This is a genomic window from Geodermatophilus sp. Leaf369 (genome assembly GCF_001424455.1).
Classification (GTDB): Bacteria; Actinomycetota; Actinomycetes; order Mycobacteriales; family Geodermatophilaceae; genus Klenkia.
The window spans coordinates 1-15563 of sequence record NZ_LMQA01000002.1 but is presented as its reverse complement, the minus strand read 5'-3'; the positions used below and the strand labels follow the sequence as shown (position 1 = coordinate 15563).

Below are 15563 nucleotides of genomic sequence, written 5' to 3'. Positions count from 1 at the left end.
GTCTCGCCCCACGGGCGGTGCAGCGGGTGCCGTCGCAGAGCCAGGGGGAGCACGACGTGGCGACGACGAAGACCGGCCTCCAGAGGGACCCCACCGACCCGAACGCGCTGCCGCCGTGGTCGGTGGCCGTGCCGCTGGGCCTGCAGCACGTGCTGGCCATGTTCACCTCGAACCTGACCCCGGCGATCCTGCTGGCCGGGGTCATCGGCGCCACCACCGGCGAGGCCACCCTGCTGGTGCAGGCGGCACTGCTGTGCGCCGGGCTGGCCACCCTGCTGCAGACCGTGGGCATCGGCCCGGTCGGCAGCCGGCTGCCGCTGATGATGGGTGCCGGGTTCGCCTTCATCGCCGTCGCGGTGCCCCTGGCGGCGGACTACGGGTTGTCCGCGGTGCTCGGCGGCGTGCTGGTCACCGCCGTGGTCCAGGTGCTCATCGGGCTGAACATCCACCGGGTCGCCCAGTTCTTCCCGCCGGTGGTGACCGGCACGATCATCCTGGTCATCGGGCTGGGTCTGCTGCCCAGCGGTGTGAACCTGGCCGCCGGCGGCATCGGCTCCCCGGACTTCGGTTCGCCGGCGAACCTGGCGGTCGCCGCCGTCGTGCTGGTGCTCACCGTGGTGCTCAACCAGTTCGGCCGCGGGCTGCTGTCCAGCGCCGCGGTGCTCATCGCCGTCCTCGTCGGGTACGTGGTCGCCATCCCGTTCGGGCTGCTCGACCTCTCCGGGGTGGGTGACGAGCCGCTGGTCGCCGTCCCCACGCCGTTCGAGTTCGGGGTGAGCTTCCCGCTGGTCGCGGTGCTGTCCATGGCAGTGGTCGGGGTGGTCAACATGGTCGACTCGGTGGGCACCGTGCACGCGGTCACCGAGGGCGGCGCGGGCCGGCCGGCGACGACGAGGGAGCTGCGCGGCGGGATCCTCGCCGAGGGCGGCAGCGCGGTGCTGGGCGGGGTGTTCGGTGCCCTGCCGACCACGATGTTCAGCCAGAACATCGGCCTGGTCGCGCTCACCAAGCAGATGAGCCGGCACGTGGTGACCATCGGCGCGGTCGTGCTGGTGCTGCTCTCGCTGCTGCCCCAGGTCGCCGCGGTGCTCGCCGCGATCCCGCCGGCGGTGCTCGGCGGGGGCGTCCTGGTGCTCTTCGGGATGGTCTGCGCGATCGGCGTGCAGCTGCTGAGCAAGGACGGGCTCACCACCCGCTCGCTGCTCATCGTGGCGATGTCGCTGGCCCTGGGGCGCGGCATCGCCTCGGCCCCGGACGCGCTGGACCGGGTCACCGGTGAGTGGGGTGCGCTCTTCGACTCCGGGATCGTGGTCGCGGCGGTGGTCGCCGTCGTCCTCAACCTGGTGCTGCCCGGCCGCACCCGCGCCCCGCTCGCGCCCGAGGTGCTCGTCGAGGGGGCCGCCGACGCCGAGGCCGACCGGCGCCGCGAGGACTGAGCCGCACAGCCGCGCGCTCTACGCTGCGCGGCGATGGCGAAGACCGGGCTCCTCGAGGTGCGTGACCTGTCGGTCGGCTACGGCGGGGAGCCGGTCTGCGCACCGGTCACCCTCAGCGTGCAGGCCGGGACGGCGGTCGGGGTGATCGGCCCCAACGGCGCGGGCAAGTCCACCGTGCTGCAGACCCTGGTCGGGCTGCTCCCGGCGATCGCCGGCACCGTCGAGCTCGAGGGCCGCCCGGTGGACGAACGGGAGGCGGTGTTCCGGCGCTCGGTGGCCACCGTGCTCGACGACGACGCCTTCTTCCCCTCGCTCACCGGCGCCGAGCACCTGCTGCTCACCGCCCGCGGGCACGGGGTCACCGACGCCGAGCAGGTGGTCACCGACGAGATCGCCGAGTTCGGCCTCGAGGAGCGCGCGCACGCGCTGCCCTCGGCGCTGTCCTCGGGTCAGCGGCGCCGGCTCGCGCTGGCGGCGGCCTTCGTCCGGCCGGCCCGGTTGCTGGTGCTCGACGAGCCCGAGCGCCGCCTCGACGCCCAGATGCGCCGCCGGCTGGCCGCCCGGCTGGCCGAGGACGTCGCCGACGGGCTGACCGTGGTGTTCGCCAGCCACGACCCGGAGTTCCTGTCCACCGTGGCCCGCCGGGTGCTCGTGGTGGACGACGAGGAGTGCACCGTGGTCTCCCCGAAGGCCGCCGTCGCGGCGCTGCGCGAGGGGTGAACGCCGACCCGACGCTCGAGCTCAGCGGGGCAGGCGTCCGCAGGTACACCCGGCAGGCCACCGCCACCCGGGCCGACACGAGCTGGCTGACCCTCGGCGGGGACGTGCTGTCCTGGCTGACCACCGCCGGGGTCGTCGTCGCCGTCCTGGGCGGGGCGTTCTCCGCGTTGCGCGAGCGGATCGCGGCCCGTCCGGAGACCGGGACGACGGTCCTGCCCGGCGAGCTGACCGCCGTCGTCGCCGCCGTGCTCGTCACCGCGGGGGTGGTCGCGCTGTTGTCCCGGCTCGGCCCGGTCAGTGCGACCCCGGCCACCGCGGCCTGGTGGCTCCCCCTCCCGGCCGGACGGCGCGGCCTGCTGCGCGGTGAGCTCCGCCGGGTCGGCCTGGTCGCCGTGGTGGCCGCGGTCGTGGTCGCCCTGCCGGTCGTGCTCGCCGCCCCGGCCGCGCCCACGGTCGCCGAGGTCGCGGCCACCGTCGCCGGTGCGGCCCTGCTGGCCCTGGCGGTGGTCGGCGCCCTGGTGGTGCTGCAGGCCGCCGGCCGCACCGGGTGGGTCGCCCCGGTCGCCGGGTCGCTGGCCACCGTGGTCGTCGTCGTCCCCGCGCTGCTGGGCACGGTCGCCGGGTCGTGGGCGTGGGAGCCCAGCGCCCCCCACCTGCCGGTGCCGGTGCTGCTCGGGGTGCCCGCGGTGCTGGCCGTGGCCGGGCTGGTCGCCGCCGACCGGGTCAGCGACCGGCTCGCCGCCGGCGCCCTGCGCGAGCGGGGGACGGCGGTGTTCGTGGCCTCGGCGTCCGCCCTGTCGCTGGACACCCGGGAGCTGGGCCGCGCGCTGGGCACCCCGGTGCACCCGCCGCGGCGCACCCGCTCGTGGAGCTGGGTGCGCGAGCCGTGGCAGGCCGTCGTCGCCGCCGACCTGGCCGTGTTCTCCCGCTCCCCGTGGCGCTGGGGGCAGCTGGCCATCGGGGCCGCGCTGCCGGTGCTGGCCGCCCGCACCCGCGGGCTGGGTGAGGTGCCCGCGCTGGTGGCGGTGGCCGTCGTCCTGGGCTGGTCGCTGGCCGCGGTCGCGCTGGGTGAGCCCAGCCGCCGGGCGCACGGCTCCCCGGCGGGGGACCGCTCGCTGCCGCTGGACGCCCGGGACGTCGTCCGCTCGCGCGCCGTCGTCCCGCTGGTCGGCCTGGTCGTGGTCTGCGGGGTGTCGCTGGGGCTGACCGGGCTCGGCTGGGAGTGGGTGCTGCTCGGCGTGGCGACCGCCCCGGCCTGGGCGGGCGCCGCGGTGCGCGGGGGCTACCGGCCGGAGCTGGACTGGTCGGGGCCCGTGCTGTCCTCGCCGATGGGCGCGGTGCCCACCGGTGTCGGGGCCACCCTGGTGCGCGGGTTGGACCTCGGGGTGCTCGGCACGGTGCCGCTGGTCGTGGCTCTCTTGCTGGGTGAGGTGCCACAGCTGCTGCTCGGGATCGCCGTCGCCTGGTCGGTGGGGCTCGGGCTGGTCTCCGTGGAGACGGCGCGCCGCTCGAAGGAGTGATCACGACGCGCTGACCTGCGGTTCCTGTGGGAGGGTGCGGATCCGTCCGACGAGGGGAACGCACGTGTCACTGGGGTCCTGGTACGTCAGCCGCGGTCGGATCGACCGGCGCACCTACTGGTTGCGGTACTTCCTGCCGGTGTTCGTGGTGCTCGTCGTCGTCGCGGCGGTCGTGTTCGCGCTCTTCGGGGAACAGACGGCGCCAGGGACCGTGTCGGTCACCGGCGGGCCGGCCTTCCTGCTCTTCGCCGTCTACCTGGCGGTGCTCACCCCGGCCCTGACCTCGGCTCGCAGCCGGCTGCACGACACCGGCCGCTCCGGGTGGTGGCTGCTGATCGGCTTCCTGCCGCTGGTCGGTGCGATCGTGCTGCTGGTCTTCTACTGCCTGCCCGGCGACCCGGGCCCCAACCGGTACGGCCCGCCCACGGGCGCCCTGCAGCAGCAGCCCGGGTGGGCGCCGCAGCAGCAGTACGGCCAGCCCCCGCAGGGCTACGGGCAGCAGCCCCCGCAGGGGTACGGCCAGCAGCCCTGACGGACGGCGGCGGTCAGCTCCCGGCGCGGGTGGTCGGGTCCGGGGTGTCCTGCGAGGCGGCGTCGGAGTCCGAGCCGCGGAGCACGCGGTAGACCAGCGCACCGAGCACGCCGCCGACCAGCGGGACGACGATGAACACCCACAGCTGCTCGAGGGCGGTGCCCCCGGTCAGCACGGCCGGGCCGAAGCTGCGGGCCGGGTTGACCGAGGTGCCGTCGACCGGGATCGCGACCAGGTGCGCGACGACGAGGGTGAAGCCGATCGGGAGCCCGGCGACGGCGGCGTTCGACTGCCGCGCGGTGGCCGACAGGACGACCAGGACCAGCAGCGCGGTCAGCACCAGCTCGACCACGATCGCCGAGGACAGTCCGTAGCCACCGGTCGAGGCCGCGCCCCAGCCGTTGGCGCCCAGGCCGTCGGCGGACAGGTCGAACGAGGGGTCACCGGAGCGGAACGCCAGCACCACGCCGGCGCCGGCCAGACCGCCGAGCAGCTGGGCCACGACGTAGACCCCGGCCGCGGCCGGCTCGATGCGCCGGGCGACGAGCAGGCCCAGGGTCACCGCCGGGTTGACGTGGCAGCCTGACACCGGTCCCAGCGTGTACGCGAGCACCAGCAGGGCGAGGCCGAAGGCCATCGCGATGCCGAGCGTGCCGGTGTCGGGGGCGGCGACGGCCGTGCCGACGCCGGCGATGACGAGCAGGGCGGTGCCGAGGAACTCGGCGAACCCGCGGATCGGCAGCGCCGGCTGGGGCGGGGCGGTGGTGGTGCTCATGGGGACCTTCCCGGAGTCGTGGGGACGACGCGCCTCAGGGCGCGTCCGGGGGGTCAGACGGGGCGCGGCGGCGATCCTCACGCGCTGTCCGGTGTGAACCGGCTCACCGACCACCGGCGACGTCGGCCACGTGCACGTCGACCTGCAGGGCAGTCAGCCCGGTGAACACCCGGACGTGCCGGGCGACCAGCCGGCGGACCCGGTCCACCAGGGGCGGGATGGGCACCCCGGCGTCGACGGTGACGGTGAGGACGACGACCACCGGCGGGTGGTCGCCGTCCTGGACCCCGTGGTCAGGCCCGTCGGACGGCACGGCACCGCCCGGCAGGACCCGGCCGGTCACGGTGTGCACCCCGGCGACGCCGGCGGCGGCCCGGCGGGCGACCACGGCCACCACCCAGGCCCCGATCCGGGTGCGCCCGGTCCGGTCGCCGACCACGGCGTGCCAGCCGTGGACGGCGTGCGTGGCCACCCGCTCCATGACGCTGACATCCAGCGTGCGGGGAGTCGGCGGCGTCTCGTCGAGGGCGTCCAGCGGGGCCCAGGCGGTGGTGAGCTCCGCCAGCGCCGGCCCGCAGAACGGGCAGGTGCGCTGGTGCTCGAGGGTCCCGGCGTCGGGGACGACGCCGTCGGCGACCTGCTCCAGGAGTTCCTCGACGTCGGCCCCGCAGGGCAGCCGCGGGGTCGGGGGTGCGCTCACCGGGTCACCGCCAGTCCGCCATCGCGGTCACCAGGGCTCGGCGGGCCCGGTGCAGCCGGCCGCGCACGGTGGGTTCGGTGAGCTCCAGGACGTCGGCGACCTCGGCGTAGGACAACCCCTCGAACTGGTGCAGCACCAGGGGGGCGCGCTGGTCGAAGGGCAGGGCGAGGACGGCGGCGCGCAGCGCGGCGGTGCGGGCCCGCCGCTCGACGACGCGGTCGGTCTGCTCGGAGACCGGCACCGGCTCCTCGCCGGTGAGCGGGACCGTCCGGCGCGGCCGGCTGAGCAGGGTCAGCGCCTGGTTGGTGACGATGCGGTGCAGCCAGGTGCTGAACGCCGACCGGCCGGCGAAGTCCGGCAACCCGCGCCAGGCCGAGACCAGCGCCTCCTGGGCGACGTCCTCGGCCAGTGCCCGGTCGCCGACCAGTCGGTAGGCCAGCCGGAAGGCCCGGTCGCGGTGCCGCTCGACGAGCAGGCCGAACGCCTCGACCGAGCCGCGGGCGGCCTGCTGGACCAAGTAGTCGTCGGGCAGCCCCGCCCCGTCGAGGAACCCCGCGTCCAACCGGGCGGGGACCGGCCGAGGGTCGTCGTGCTCGATCTGCGGGGCGGCCGAGGTCGTCGGGTCCGCGGCCGGCTGCGGCCGGGCCGGGCTGTCGGACAGCGGGAGGCCGACGGGGGGAGCGGGCAGGTCCAGCGGCGCGACGTCGTCCGCGGTCTCCGGGGTGGCCAACGGGCCGGTGAGGTGGTCGGCGAGGACCTCCCGGGCGGCTGCCGGGTCCGCCACCGCTCCCGACCGCTCCACCGGACCGCGCAGGGCGGTCTCGCGGGCGGGGTGGGTCACGGCGGTGGGTCCTCGTCGGTCGTGGGCGGGGCGCGCTCCAGCGCACTGCGGAACTCGTTCGTCCGTTAGGGCCTGTCCGGATTGCCCACGTCGGATGTCGTGTCGTGCCCTACCCGGTGGCGGGCGACCGAGCGTACGAGACCAGTGATGCAGCTCACTCGATCGGGACGTGAGGATGCGGCGGCGTCCCCGTCTGAAGGGGTGTCAGCACGTCACGCCCGGCAGCGTCCGGGCCCCACCCGAAGGAGATCCCCATGAGCGGCATCGACAAGATCAAGAACGCTGCGGAAGAGGCCCTGGGCAAGGCCAAGGAGGCCGTCGGCGGCGCGACCGACAACGAGAAGCTGCAGGCCGAGGGCNCGTCTGAAGGGGTGTCAGCACGTCACGCCCGGCAGCGTCCGGCCCCACCCGAAGGAGATCCCCATGAGCGGCATCGACAAGATCAAGAACGCTGCGGAAGAGGCCCTGGGCAAGGCCAAGGAGGCCGTCGGCGGCGCGACCGACAACGAGAAGCTGCAGGCCGAGGGCCAGAAGGACCAGGCCTCGGCGAACACCAAGCAGGCCGGCGAGAACATCAAGGACGTCTTCAAGTAGGTCGTCCGCGGGGTCTCCGACCCCTGCCCGGCCCGGGCGCCGGCACGCGCCCGGGCCGGGCCGCCCCACCCACCGATCGAGCGAGAGCGAGCACCGCACCCCGATGGCCGTCCACCGCACCGTCCGCGTGCAGCACAGCGCGACGCACCCCGACCGGGGGGCCATCACCCTCGACGGGGACACCCTGACCCTGGTCGGCGAGGTCGACCACGGGCTGGTCGCCCGGTGGACCGCCGAGGCGCCCGCCGACGTCACCGCGACGACGGTCGACGCCCGCGCCGTCACCTTCCTGGGCAGCGCCGGACTGGCCCTGCTCGCCGGGCTCGCCCGGGCGACGTCGTCCCGGGTGGTGCTCCTGACCGAGCAGCGGGTGGTCACCCGCCCCCTGACCGTGACCGGCCTCGACGCGCTGTTCGAGATCCGCCCCGACTGAGCCGCTCAGCCCCCGACGAACACCGGGTCCCACGCCCCGGCCAGCACGCTGGCGGTCACCGCGACCGCGCAGACGGCGACGGCGGCCAGCACGAACCAGCCGTCGCGGGCGTGCAGCACCGAGCCCCGCGCGTTGGTGCGCACCACGCCGGAGTCGAACCCCCGCGCGTCCATCGCCGTGGCCAGCCGCGACGCCCGCCGCACCGCCCCGACCAGCAGGGTGAACCCGATCCCGGCCAGCAGCCGCACCCGGGCGACCGGGTCGCGGCCGGCCTCCACGCCCCGCGTCCGCCGGGCCAGTCGCACCGACTCGAACTCGGCCACCAGCAGCGGCACCAGCCGCAGCGCGGCCAGCGCGCCGACAGCGAACCGGGCCGGGAAGCGCCAGTGCACGGTGAGCGCGTCGGCCAGCCGCACCGGGTCGGTCGAGGCCACCAGGAACACCCCGGGCAGCGCCAGCCCGACCACCCGCAGCGCCAGGCCGAGTGCCGACACCGCCCCGGACTCCCCGAGCCACAGGTTCACCAGTCCGACGCTCGTCGCCCCCACCAGCAGCGGCCAGGTGCGCAGCCACACCGTGCGCGGGTGGGTGAGCCCGGCGGCGGGGAAGAGGCACAGCTCCACCGCGACGACGACGGCCGGTGTCACCACGTCCAGGCTGGTCAGCAGCACCAGCGTGACGACGACGATGGCGGTCAGCTGGGCGACCGGGTTGATCCGGGACAGCGGCACGTCCGGCGTCGGCCCCAGGGCCAGGGACGCCGTCACAGCGGGTGCTCCCCGTCGGCCAGGACGTCGACCAGGTCCCGGTCGTGGGTGACCACGCAGACCGCGCACCCGGCGGCCCGCTGTTCGGCCAGCAGCGTCACCAGCTCACGCCAGGTCGCGGCGTCCTGGCCGAAGGTCGGCTCGTCGAGCACCAGCACCCGGGGCGCGGTGGCCAGCGCGGTGGCCACCGACAGCCGGCGCTGCTGCCCGCCGGACAGCGTGAACGGGTTGGCGTCGGCGAAGGGTGTCAGCCCGAGCCGCTCGAGCAGCTCCTCCGCCCGGGCCCGCGCCGCGGTCGACCCCGAGCCCGAGCGCAACGGCCCCAGCTCCAGCTCGTCGCGCAGCCGGCCGGTGAGGAACTGGTGCTCGGGCTGCTGGAACACCGTGCCGATCCGGGTGACCAGCTCCCCGGCCCGCCACCGGTGCGGTGTCCGCTCCCCGCGGACCGCCAGCTCCTCCGCCGCCCGCACCCGGCCCACCGTCGGCCCCCGCAGCCCCGCCAGCAACAGCGCCAGCGTCGACTTCCCCGTCCCGTTCGCCCCGGTCACCGCGGTCACCGCCGCCGCGGGCAGCGCCAGGTCGGTGGGCGTGAGCGCGGGCGTCGTCGTCCCCCGGTAGGAGAACCCCGCCCCCTCCGCGACCACCAGCGCCCCCCAGCGTGGATCAGGTGACCTGATCGACGTCTCTCCGCCCTCAGCAACGTTGGTGAGGGAGGCCAGCTTTGGATCAGGAGACCTGATCGAAGCTGGGGGCAGCGCCAGGCCGGCGGTGCGGGAGGTCGGGGTCCAGCCGGGGCCGTGGGCGACCAGGCCGCCGTCCACCACCTCGACCACCCGGTCGACCAGCGGGAGCCACGGCGCGGCGTCGTGGTCGACCACGAGCAGGGTGGTGGCGCGGTCGGCGACGGCGCGCGCCACCGAGGTGCGGACGACGTCCGAACCCGCCGGGTCCAGCTGGGCGGTCGGCTCGTCGAGCAGCAGCAGCCCGGGACGCCGGGCCAGCGCACCGGCCAGCACCAGCCGCTGCTTCTCCCCACCGGACAGCATCTGGGTGGGCCGGTCGCGTCCGTAGCGCCAGCCCACCGCGTCCAGCGCGGCGTCCACCCGGGGCCAGATCTCCTCGGCGGGCACGCCGGCGTTCTCCAGGCCGAAGGCCACGTCGTCCCCGGCGCGGGTCATCACCAGCTGGCTGTCGGGGTCCTGCAGCAGCAGACCGAGCCGGTCGCGCGCGTCAGCGGGCGCGAGCCCGTCGACGGTCAGCTCGCCGGTGACCTCGGCGGCCTCGGGGTCCAGCAGCCCGGCGAGGACGGCGAACAGCGTGGACTTCCCGGCCCCGGACGCGCCGGTGACCAGCACCCGCTCACCGGGGGCGACGTCGAGGTCGACCCCGGTGAGCGCCCAGGCCAGCCGCGAGGCGTGCCGGACGGCGAGTCCGCGCGCCCGGACCGTGGCGGGCGCCGGCACCTCAGACGCGACTGCGGCCGGAGGCGAACGAGCTCAGCGCCCCGGTGCGGGCCAGCGCCCGGACCAGCAGCAGCCCGACGACCCCGGCGAGCAGCACGCTGCTGAGCACGGTGAACGCGGTGTAGGGCACCTTGTAGGCCCAGAAGCCCAGGTCGGCGTAGTAGACGGTGGTGTCCAGGATGGAGGTGGACAGCCCTGCGGTGACGCCGGCCAGCACCGCCGTCCCCCAGCCGAAGCTGCGGTAGCGGGTGAGCAGGAAGCCGATCTCGCCGCCCAGGCCCTGGATCAGGCCGTAGACGATGATGATCCCGCCGTAGGGCGAGCCCAGCAGCAGGCTGACCGCGGCGGCCAGGCCGGAGGCGAACACGGCGGCGCCGGGCTTGCGCACCAGCAGGCCGGCGACCACGCCGGGCATGAGGTAGACCCCGTTGAGCAGCGCGGACAGCGGCGGGAAGAAGTCCAGCGGGGCGGCCAGGACGCCGAAGACCAGGTTCCAGGCCCAGAAGACGACGCCGAAAGCGACGCCCAGGACGGCGGTCGTGACGATGTCGACGGTGCGCCAGGTGCGGCGCGGTGCGGTGCTGCGTGCAGCGGTGGGACGGGTGACCTCAGCGGTCATGTCGATCTCTCCAGACTCCCTACGCCGGCATGACCCGGTTCAGGTTCGAGGGTCTGCGGTTGCCCGCACTCTCAGCGCCTGCTGGCGCTCCCCTGTCGGTGTGTTCTGTTGTGAGCGGGACTGTACGCAGGCCCGCATCGAGCCGCCGTCCGGGCCTGCTGGTAGACCGGTGCGCAGACGTACTGGCCAGTAGGACAGCGCGAACGGACTCGACGAGGAGCGCAGAACAGATGGCGGACACACAGCGGACGGCGATCGTCACCGGCTCGGCCCGGGGGATCGGTGCGGCGATCGCCCTGCGGCTCGCCGCCGACGGGATGTCGGTGGCGGTGCTCGACCTGGACGAGGGCTCCTGCGCCGGCACGGTCGAGCAGATCAAGGCCGCCGGCGGCGACGCGATCGCCGTGGGCGCGAACGTGGCCGACGAGGCCAGCGTGGCCACCGCCGTCGACCGGGTCGCCGAGGAGCTCGGCGGGCCGACCGTGCTGGTCAACAACGCCGGCATCACCCGGGACAACCTGCTCTTCAAGATGCCCGTCGACGACTGGGACGCCGTCATGAACGTGCACCTGCGCGGTGCCTTCCTGATGACCAAGGCCGCCCAGAAGCACATGGTGGAGGCCGAGTACGGCCGGATCGTGAACCTGTCCAGCGTCTCGGCGCTGGGCAACCGCGGCCAGGTGAACTACTCCGCGGCCAAGGCCGGCATGCAGGGCTTCACCAAGACCCTGGCCATCGAGCTGGGCCGCTACAACGTGACTGCGAACGCGATCGCCCCGGGCTTCATCGCCACCGACATGACCGCCGCCACCGCGGAGCGGGTCGGCGTCCCCTTCGAGGACTACAAGGCGATGGCCGCCAAGCAGATCCCGGTCGCCCGGGTGGGTCAGCCCGAGGACATCGCGCACACGGTGTCGTTCCTGACCAGCGAGGGCGCGGGCTTCGTGTCCGGTCAGGTCATCTACGTCGCCGGCGGCCCGCGCGACTGACCTGGTGGAGGGTGGGCGCGCAGGATCCCTGCGCGCTCACCCTCCGGCCGGGCGCACCAGGGTCCAGACGGGCAGCTCGTGGTCGACCGCGGTGCGCTCGCTGGCGCTGACCACGAAGCCCAGCGACTCCGCCCAGCGGACGACGCCGGAGGTGTAGGCGGCCAGCGCGGCCGGCACGCCGTCGGCGTCGCAGCGCTCGAGCACCGGGCGCAGCACCGCCGCGCCCAGGCCCTGCCGGCGCACCGAGGCCCGGACGCCGGCCGCCCGCAGCCACCAGTGCGGTCCGTCGGGGCGCCCGCCGGCGGCGATCCGGTCGGAGGCCTGCACGACCCGGTGCCGGCCGCCGAACACCTTGGGCAGGTCGCGGTCGAGCACGGCCTGCATGTCCGCAGCCGGGGCGGGGTCGCCGGGTGCCTCCCAGGTGGCGACGGCGGTGCAGCCCTCGCTCACCCACGTCGTCCCGGCGTCCACCCCGGCCAGGCCTGCGAGCACCTCGTGCCACCGGTGCAGCCGCTGGGCCCGGCCGTCGTCGGGGAAGGCCCAGGAGGTCCAGCGGTAGTCCGGGTAGGCCGCGGCGAGCGTGGCGGCCAACCGGGGGACGTCGGAGCGCTGGGCCAGGCGGACGGCGGGGGCCGGTGGGAGCTCGCTCACGAGGGCGATCCCACCACGCGGCCCCCGGGGCCGCGGGTTCAGGCGGCGACGCGGCGCGACGTGCTGAGCCGGCGGCCGTGCTCGGCCGCCTCGCGCTCGGCGTCGGCCTTGAGCTCCTCGGCCATCGCGGTGAACTCGTCGAGGGCCGGGTTGACCCCGACAAGGGTGAACTCGCGGGTGACGACGGTGAGGTCGAGCTGCCAGACGTCGGCGAGGATGCGGCGCAGCCAGCCGGTGGCGTGGTCCCAGTCCTCGCGCGGGGTGCCGGCGCTGTAGTTGCCGCCGTGCACGGTGACCAGGACGGCGGGCTTGCCGGCCAGCAGCGGCGGCTGACCGGGGGCCATCCGGGGGTCGGTGATGACCAGGTCGACCCAGTTCTTCACGTGCTGGGAGACCCCGAAGTTGTACAGCGGGACGGCGATGAGCAGTGCCTCGGCGTCGGCGAGCTCGTCGGTGAGGGTGGCGGCGAGCGCGACGGCCTCGGTCTGCGCGGGGGTGCGCTGGTCCTCGGGGGTGTACGCGGCGTTGACGGCGTCGCCCCACGCGGTGGCGGGCAGCGGCTCGGTGCCGACGTGCCGGCGGGTGACCGGGGCGTCGGGGGCGTCCTCGCGCCACTGGGCCTCGACGATGTCGGCGATGGCCCGGCTGGCCGAGCCCTCGGTGCGGATGCTGGCGTCCAGACGGAACAGGGACACGGTGACCACTTCTCTCAGGTGTGTAGCTAGGAAAAAACGAGCGACCAGAGAAAAGCTAGCACGGGTAGGGTGGGTCGTGTGGAGGACGTGGTGCACGAGCCCCGGGCGTGTGACGCCGCCTTGAGCCACGCCTTCTCGTTCCTGGGCAAGCGCTGGAACGGCATGGTCATCGCCGTCCTCACCGGGGGGCCGGCCACGTTCAGCGAGCTGCGGCGGGCCGTCGGCGGGATCAGCGACTCCGTGCTGTCCGACCGGCTCACCGAGCTGGCCGGCGCCGGGTTGGTGCAGCGGACCGTCGACGCCGGGCCCCCGGTGGGTGTCAGCTACCGCTTGACGCCCTCGGGTGACGCGCTGGCCCCGGTCCTGGACCAGCTGGGTCGCTGGGCGACGGAGAACCTCGCCCCGCGCTGCCCGAAGGCCGGCTGACCCCTCAGGGACGCATCACCAGGATCGAGCTGGTCGCCGTCGCGAGGAGCCGGTCCGCGCCGTCCACGAGCCGGGCCTCGGCGAGCGCCGTCCGGCCGCCCAGGTGGGTGACGGTGCCGATGCAGCGCACCGGTCCGGTGTCGGTGCGCATCGCGCGCAGGAACTTCACCGTCAGGTCCAGGCTGGTGTAGCCCACCCCGGCCGGGAGCATCGAGTGCACCGCGCAGCCGCAGGCCGAGTCGAGCAGGGTGGCGTAGACCCCGCCGTGCACCGAGCCGATCGGGTTGTAGTGGAACTCGGCCGGCTCCAGGGTGAAGACCACCCGGCCGGGCTCGACGGACTCCAGACCCATGCCCAGCGTGGAGGCGATCGGGGCGGCGGGGAGCCGGCCCTGGGCGATCCCGCGCAGCACCTCGATGCCCTCGCTGGTGCGCACCTCCGCGGCGGAGACGCCGGGGTCTCCCCAGGTGTGGGTGCGTTCGCGAGTCGGTTCGAGCGTCATACCGGCAACGTAGCCGCCGCTCGCCTCGGCTCTGCCCCTTGACATCCGGCCAACTGACATCTGAGATGTCAGTTGTGCGTGTGCTGCTGCGGGACCAGGCCCTGGTGCGGATCCGGGAGGCGATCGTCTCCGGTGAGCTGCCCCCGGGCGGGGTGGTCAAGGACGCCGAGCTCGCCACCCGGCTGGGCCTCTCGGTCGCCCCGGTGCGCACCGCGCTGGCCCGGCTGGCCGACGAGGGCCTGGTCGAGTCCAAGCCGCAGAGCCACACCCGGGTCACCGCCGTCGTCCCGGCCGCGGTGCGCGATGCTGCCGTCGTCGTCCGGGCGATGCACGAGCTCGCCGTCCGCACCGCCGTCCCCACCGTGACCGCGGACGACGTGGCGGCCATGCGCACGGCCAACGCCGCCTTCGCCGCGGCCGTCGGGGCCGGGGACGTCGACGCCGCCCTGGACGCCGACGACGCCCTGCACGCGGTGCTCGTGGCGCGCTGCGGCAACGGCGCCGTCACCGCGACCGTCGACCGCTTCACCCCGCTGGTCCGCCGGCTGGAGCGGCTGCGCTTCGCCGCCGCCCACGGCGCGGACTCCGTCGACCTGCACGACCGGCTCATCGCCGCGTGCGAGCACCGCGACGTCGAGGACGCCGTCTCGGTCACCACCGCCATCTGGACCGCCCTGCTGGCCGAACTCTCCGAGGAGACCCCGTGACGACGCTCGACGACTTCCCCCGCACCCCGCTGCTCTTCGGGCCCTCGCCGGTCCACCGCCTGGACCGGCTGACCGAGCACCTCGGCGGTGCCGCGGTGTGGGCCAAGCGGGAGGACTGCAACTCCGGCATCGCCTACGGCGGCAACAAGACCCGCAAGCTGGAGTACCTGGTCGCCGAGGCGCTGGCGCAGGGCTGCGACACCCTCGTGTCGATCGGCGGGGTGCAGAGCAACCACACCCGTCAGGTCGCCGCGGTCGCCGCGCACCTGGGGCTGTCCTGCGTGCTGATCCAGGAGAGCTGGGTCGACTGGCCCGACGCCGTCTACGACAAGGTCGGCAACATCCTGATCTCCCGCCTGGCCGGCGCCGACGTGCGGTTGGTCAAGGCCGGGTTCGGCATCGGGTTCAAGGAGAGCTGGGAGACCGCGCTGGCCGACATCGAGGCCCGCGGGGGCAAGCCCTACGCCATCCCGGCCGGTGCCTCGGACCACCCGCTCGGTGGCCACGGCTTCGCCCACTGGGCCCGCGAGGTCGCCCAGCAGGAGGCCGAGCTGGGGGTCTTCTTCGACACCGTCGTCGTCTGCTCGGTGACCGGCTCGACGCAGGCCGGCATGGTCGCCGGGTTCGCCAAGCTCGAGGAGGACGGCGCCCGCCCCCGGCGCGTGCTCGGCGTCGACGCCTCGGCCAAGCCCGCCGAGACCCGCGACCAGGTGCTGCGCATCGCCCAGCGCACCGCCGCCGCGATCGGGCTGCAGCGGCAGCTGACCCTGGACGACGTCGAGCTCGACGAGCGCTTCCACGCGGGGGTCTACGGCATCCCGGACGACGTCACGCTGCGCGCCATGGAGACCGCCGCCCGCACCGAGGGCATGGTCACCGACCCCGTCTACGAGGGGAAGTCGATGGCCGCGACCATCGAGCTGGTCCGCTCGAAGGAGATCTCGCCCGACTCCACCGTGCTCTACGCCCACCTCGGTGGACAGCCGGCCCTGAACGGGTACAGCGCCCTCTTCAGCTGACGCGCTGTGGAGTGGGAGGGCGCGCTCCCCGCGTCCCTGCCACTCCGTGAGCCGGGCACACCACCGGCCCGACCGCCCCTGGCTGGGGTGGTCGGGCCGGTGGTGCCCTGTGGGGGTCTCTACTGCTGGTGCTGGCGGCGCCGGGTGGCGGTCGTCAGGCCCAGGCCGAGGGCG

The 15563-nt window shown here is 75.0% G+C and carries 19 protein-coding genes and 1 riboswitch; of the genes, 10 read left to right on the top strand and 9 right to left on the bottom strand.

The genetic code is table 11. From position 1 onward, the window contains the following. Positions 1–56: 56 nt before the first annotated feature. The 4 genes from ASG36_RS08890 (at position 57) to ASG36_RS08875 (ending at position 4208) form a co-directional block, all read left to right on the top strand. A complete protein-coding gene (locus ASG36_RS08890; protein WP_157498739.1) occupies positions 57–1436 on the top strand; it encodes a uracil-xanthine permease family protein in 1380 nt (459 codons plus the stop codon). Positions 1437–1469: 33 nt separating this feature from the next. Continuing rightward, entirely contained in the window at positions 1470–2156 is a 687-nt protein-coding gene (locus tag ASG36_RS08885) for an ABC transporter ATP-binding protein (RefSeq protein ID WP_055762858.1), read from the top strand. Then, positions 2153–3676 carry a DUF6297 family protein gene (locus ASG36_RS08880; RefSeq protein WP_055762855.1) on the top strand — a complete coding sequence of 508 codons (1524 nt, stop codon included), beginning with the start codon at positions 2153–2155 and terminating at the stop codon, positions 3674–3676. Before ASG36_RS08885 ends, ASG36_RS08880 begins: the two co-directional genes overlap by 4 nt. A 64-nt stretch (positions 3677–3740) precedes the next feature. Next, positions 3741–4208 (top strand): DUF805 domain-containing protein, encoded by a 468-nt coding sequence (locus tag ASG36_RS08875; protein ID WP_055762851.1) that lies wholly within the window; start codon positions 3741–3743, stop codon positions 4206–4208. Between the two features lie 13 nt (positions 4209–4221). On the opposite strand, the gene ASG36_RS08870 is transcribed toward ASG36_RS08875, so the two are convergent. From ASG36_RS08870 to ASG36_RS22300, 3 genes are all read right to left on the bottom strand, one after another. Continuing rightward, positions 4222–4983 carry an MIP family channel protein gene (locus tag ASG36_RS08870; RefSeq protein WP_055762848.1) on the bottom strand — a complete coding sequence of 254 codons (762 nt, stop codon included), beginning with the start codon at positions 4981–4983 and terminating at the stop codon, positions 4222–4224. Between the two features lie 103 nt (positions 4984–5086). Next, positions 5087–5683, bottom strand: coding sequence for an Asp23/Gls24 family envelope stress response protein (locus ASG36_RS08865; RefSeq protein ID WP_055762845.1), 597 nt, complete (start codon positions 5681–5683; stop codon positions 5087–5089). A 4-nt stretch (positions 5684–5687) separates the two neighbouring features. Continuing rightward, positions 5688–6524: an RNA polymerase sigma factor gene (locus ASG36_RS22300; RefSeq protein WP_082522970.1), complete on the bottom strand. Its 837-nt coding sequence runs from the start codon at positions 6522–6524 to the stop codon at positions 5688–5690. A gap of 423 nt (positions 6525–6947) precedes the next feature. Between ASG36_RS22300 and ASG36_RS21480 the strand changes: the two genes are divergently transcribed. Both ASG36_RS21480 and ASG36_RS08855 read left to right on the top strand, forming a co-directional pair. After that, the gene (locus ASG36_RS21480; RefSeq protein WP_082522969.1) at positions 6948–7118 is read left to right on the top strand and encodes a CsbD family protein; all 171 of its coding nucleotides are present in this window, start codon (positions 6948–6950) and stop codon (positions 7116–7118) included. Positions 7119–7221: 103 nt separating this feature from the next. Then, on the top strand, positions 7222–7551 hold the full coding sequence (locus tag ASG36_RS08855) for a hypothetical protein (protein WP_055762842.1): 330 nt from the start codon (positions 7222–7224) through the stop codon (positions 7549–7551). 5 nt (positions 7552–7556) lie between these two features. On the opposite strand, the gene ASG36_RS08850 is transcribed toward ASG36_RS08855, so the two are convergent. The 3 genes from ASG36_RS08850 to ASG36_RS08840 form a co-directional block, all read right to left on the bottom strand. Then, complete coding sequence (locus ASG36_RS08850; RefSeq protein WP_055762839.1) at positions 7557–8318, bottom strand: energy-coupling factor transporter transmembrane protein EcfT; 762 nt, start codon at positions 8316–8318, stop codon at positions 7557–7559. Further along, positions 8315–9781 (bottom strand): ABC transporter ATP-binding protein, encoded by a 1467-nt coding sequence (locus tag ASG36_RS08845; protein WP_055762836.1) that lies wholly within the window; start codon positions 9779–9781, stop codon positions 8315–8317. Before ASG36_RS08845 ends, ASG36_RS08850 begins: the two co-directional genes overlap by 4 nt. A 1-nt stretch (position 9782) precedes the next feature. Next, positions 9783–10400: an ECF transporter S component gene (locus ASG36_RS08840; protein WP_055762833.1), complete on the bottom strand. Its 618-nt coding sequence runs from the start codon at positions 10398–10400 to the stop codon at positions 9783–9785. Beyond that, positions 10400–10504, bottom strand: a riboswitch (TPP riboswitch). (Overlaps the previous gene by 1 nt.) 126 nt (positions 10505–10630) lie before the next feature. On the opposite strand from ASG36_RS08840, the gene fabG reads away from it, so the two are divergent. Further along, positions 10631–11389 (top strand): 3-oxoacyl-ACP reductase FabG, encoded by a 759-nt coding sequence (fabG, locus tag ASG36_RS08835; RefSeq protein WP_055762830.1) that lies wholly within the window; start codon positions 10631–10633, stop codon positions 11387–11389. A gap of 36 nt (positions 11390–11425) precedes the next feature. Here fabG and ASG36_RS08830 read toward each other — a convergent pair whose 3' ends face one another. Both ASG36_RS08830 and ASG36_RS08825 read right to left on the bottom strand, forming a co-directional pair. Further along, positions 11426–12040 (bottom strand): hypothetical protein, encoded by a 615-nt coding sequence (locus tag ASG36_RS08830; protein WP_082522968.1) that lies wholly within the window; start codon positions 12038–12040, stop codon positions 11426–11428. A 38-nt stretch (positions 12041–12078) separates the two neighbouring features. Continuing rightward, a complete protein-coding gene (locus ASG36_RS08825; RefSeq protein ID WP_055764819.1) occupies positions 12079–12735 on the bottom strand; it encodes an FMN-dependent NADH-azoreductase in 657 nt (218 codons plus the stop codon). 69 nt (positions 12736–12804) lie between these two features. Here ASG36_RS08825 and ASG36_RS08820 point away from each other — a divergent pair, with 69 nt between their 5' ends. Beyond that, positions 12805–13161, top strand: coding sequence for a helix-turn-helix domain-containing protein (locus ASG36_RS08820; protein ID WP_055762827.1), 357 nt, complete (start codon positions 12805–12807; stop codon positions 13159–13161). A gap of 4 nt (positions 13162–13165) precedes the next feature. Here ASG36_RS08820 and ASG36_RS08815 read toward each other — a convergent pair whose 3' ends face one another. Continuing rightward, positions 13166–13663 (bottom strand): PaaI family thioesterase, encoded by a 498-nt coding sequence (locus ASG36_RS08815; RefSeq protein ID WP_055762824.1) that lies wholly within the window; start codon positions 13661–13663, stop codon positions 13166–13168. A 65-nt stretch (positions 13664–13728) separates the two neighbouring features. Here ASG36_RS08815 and ASG36_RS08810 point away from each other — a divergent pair, with 65 nt between their 5' ends. Together ASG36_RS08810 and ASG36_RS08805 are read left to right on the top strand one after the other, a co-directional pair. After that, positions 13729–14370 (top strand): GntR family transcriptional regulator, encoded by a 642-nt coding sequence (locus ASG36_RS08810; RefSeq protein WP_055762821.1) that lies wholly within the window; start codon positions 13729–13731, stop codon positions 14368–14370. Continuing rightward, positions 14367–15389, top strand: a complete 1023-nt coding sequence (locus ASG36_RS08805) for a 1-aminocyclopropane-1-carboxylate deaminase (RefSeq protein WP_055762818.1) — start codon at positions 14367–14369, stop codon at positions 15387–15389. The genes ASG36_RS08810 and ASG36_RS08805 overlap by 4 nt, the downstream gene beginning before the upstream one ends. Positions 15390–15563: the final 174 nt, after the last annotated feature.

What these genes read in the sequence shown, in the direction of transcription:
- ASG36_RS08885 (WP_055762858.1), top strand. Translation starts at nt 1,470, where the DNA reads ATGGCGAAGACCGGGCTCCTCGAGGTGCGTGACCTGTCGGTCGGCTAC.
- ASG36_RS08870 (WP_055762848.1), bottom strand. Translation starts at nt 4,983, where the DNA reads ATGAGCACCACCACCGCCCCGCCCCAGCCGGCGCTGCCGATCCGCGGG.
- ASG36_RS21480 (WP_082522969.1), top strand. Translation starts at nt 6,948, where the DNA reads ATGAGCGGCATCGACAAGATCAAGAACGCTGCGGAAGAGGCCCTGGGC.
- ASG36_RS08855 (WP_055762842.1), top strand. Translation starts at nt 7,222, where the DNA reads ATGGCCGTCCACCGCACCGTCCGCGTGCAGCACAGCGCGACGCACCCC.
- ASG36_RS08840 (WP_055762833.1), bottom strand. Translation starts at nt 10,400, where the DNA reads ATGACCGCTGAGGTCACCCGTCCCACCGCTGCACGCAGCACCGCACCG.
- fabG (WP_055762830.1), top strand. Translation starts at nt 10,631, where the DNA reads ATGGCGGACACACAGCGGACGGCGATCGTCACCGGCTCGGCCCGGGGG.
- ASG36_RS08815 (WP_055762824.1), bottom strand. Translation starts at nt 13,663, where the DNA reads ATGACGCTCGAACCGACTCGCGAACGCACCCACACCTGGGGAGACCCC.
- ASG36_RS08810 (WP_055762821.1), top strand. Translation starts at nt 13,729, where the DNA reads ATGTCAGTTGTGCGTGTGCTGCTGCGGGACCAGGCCCTGGTGCGGATC.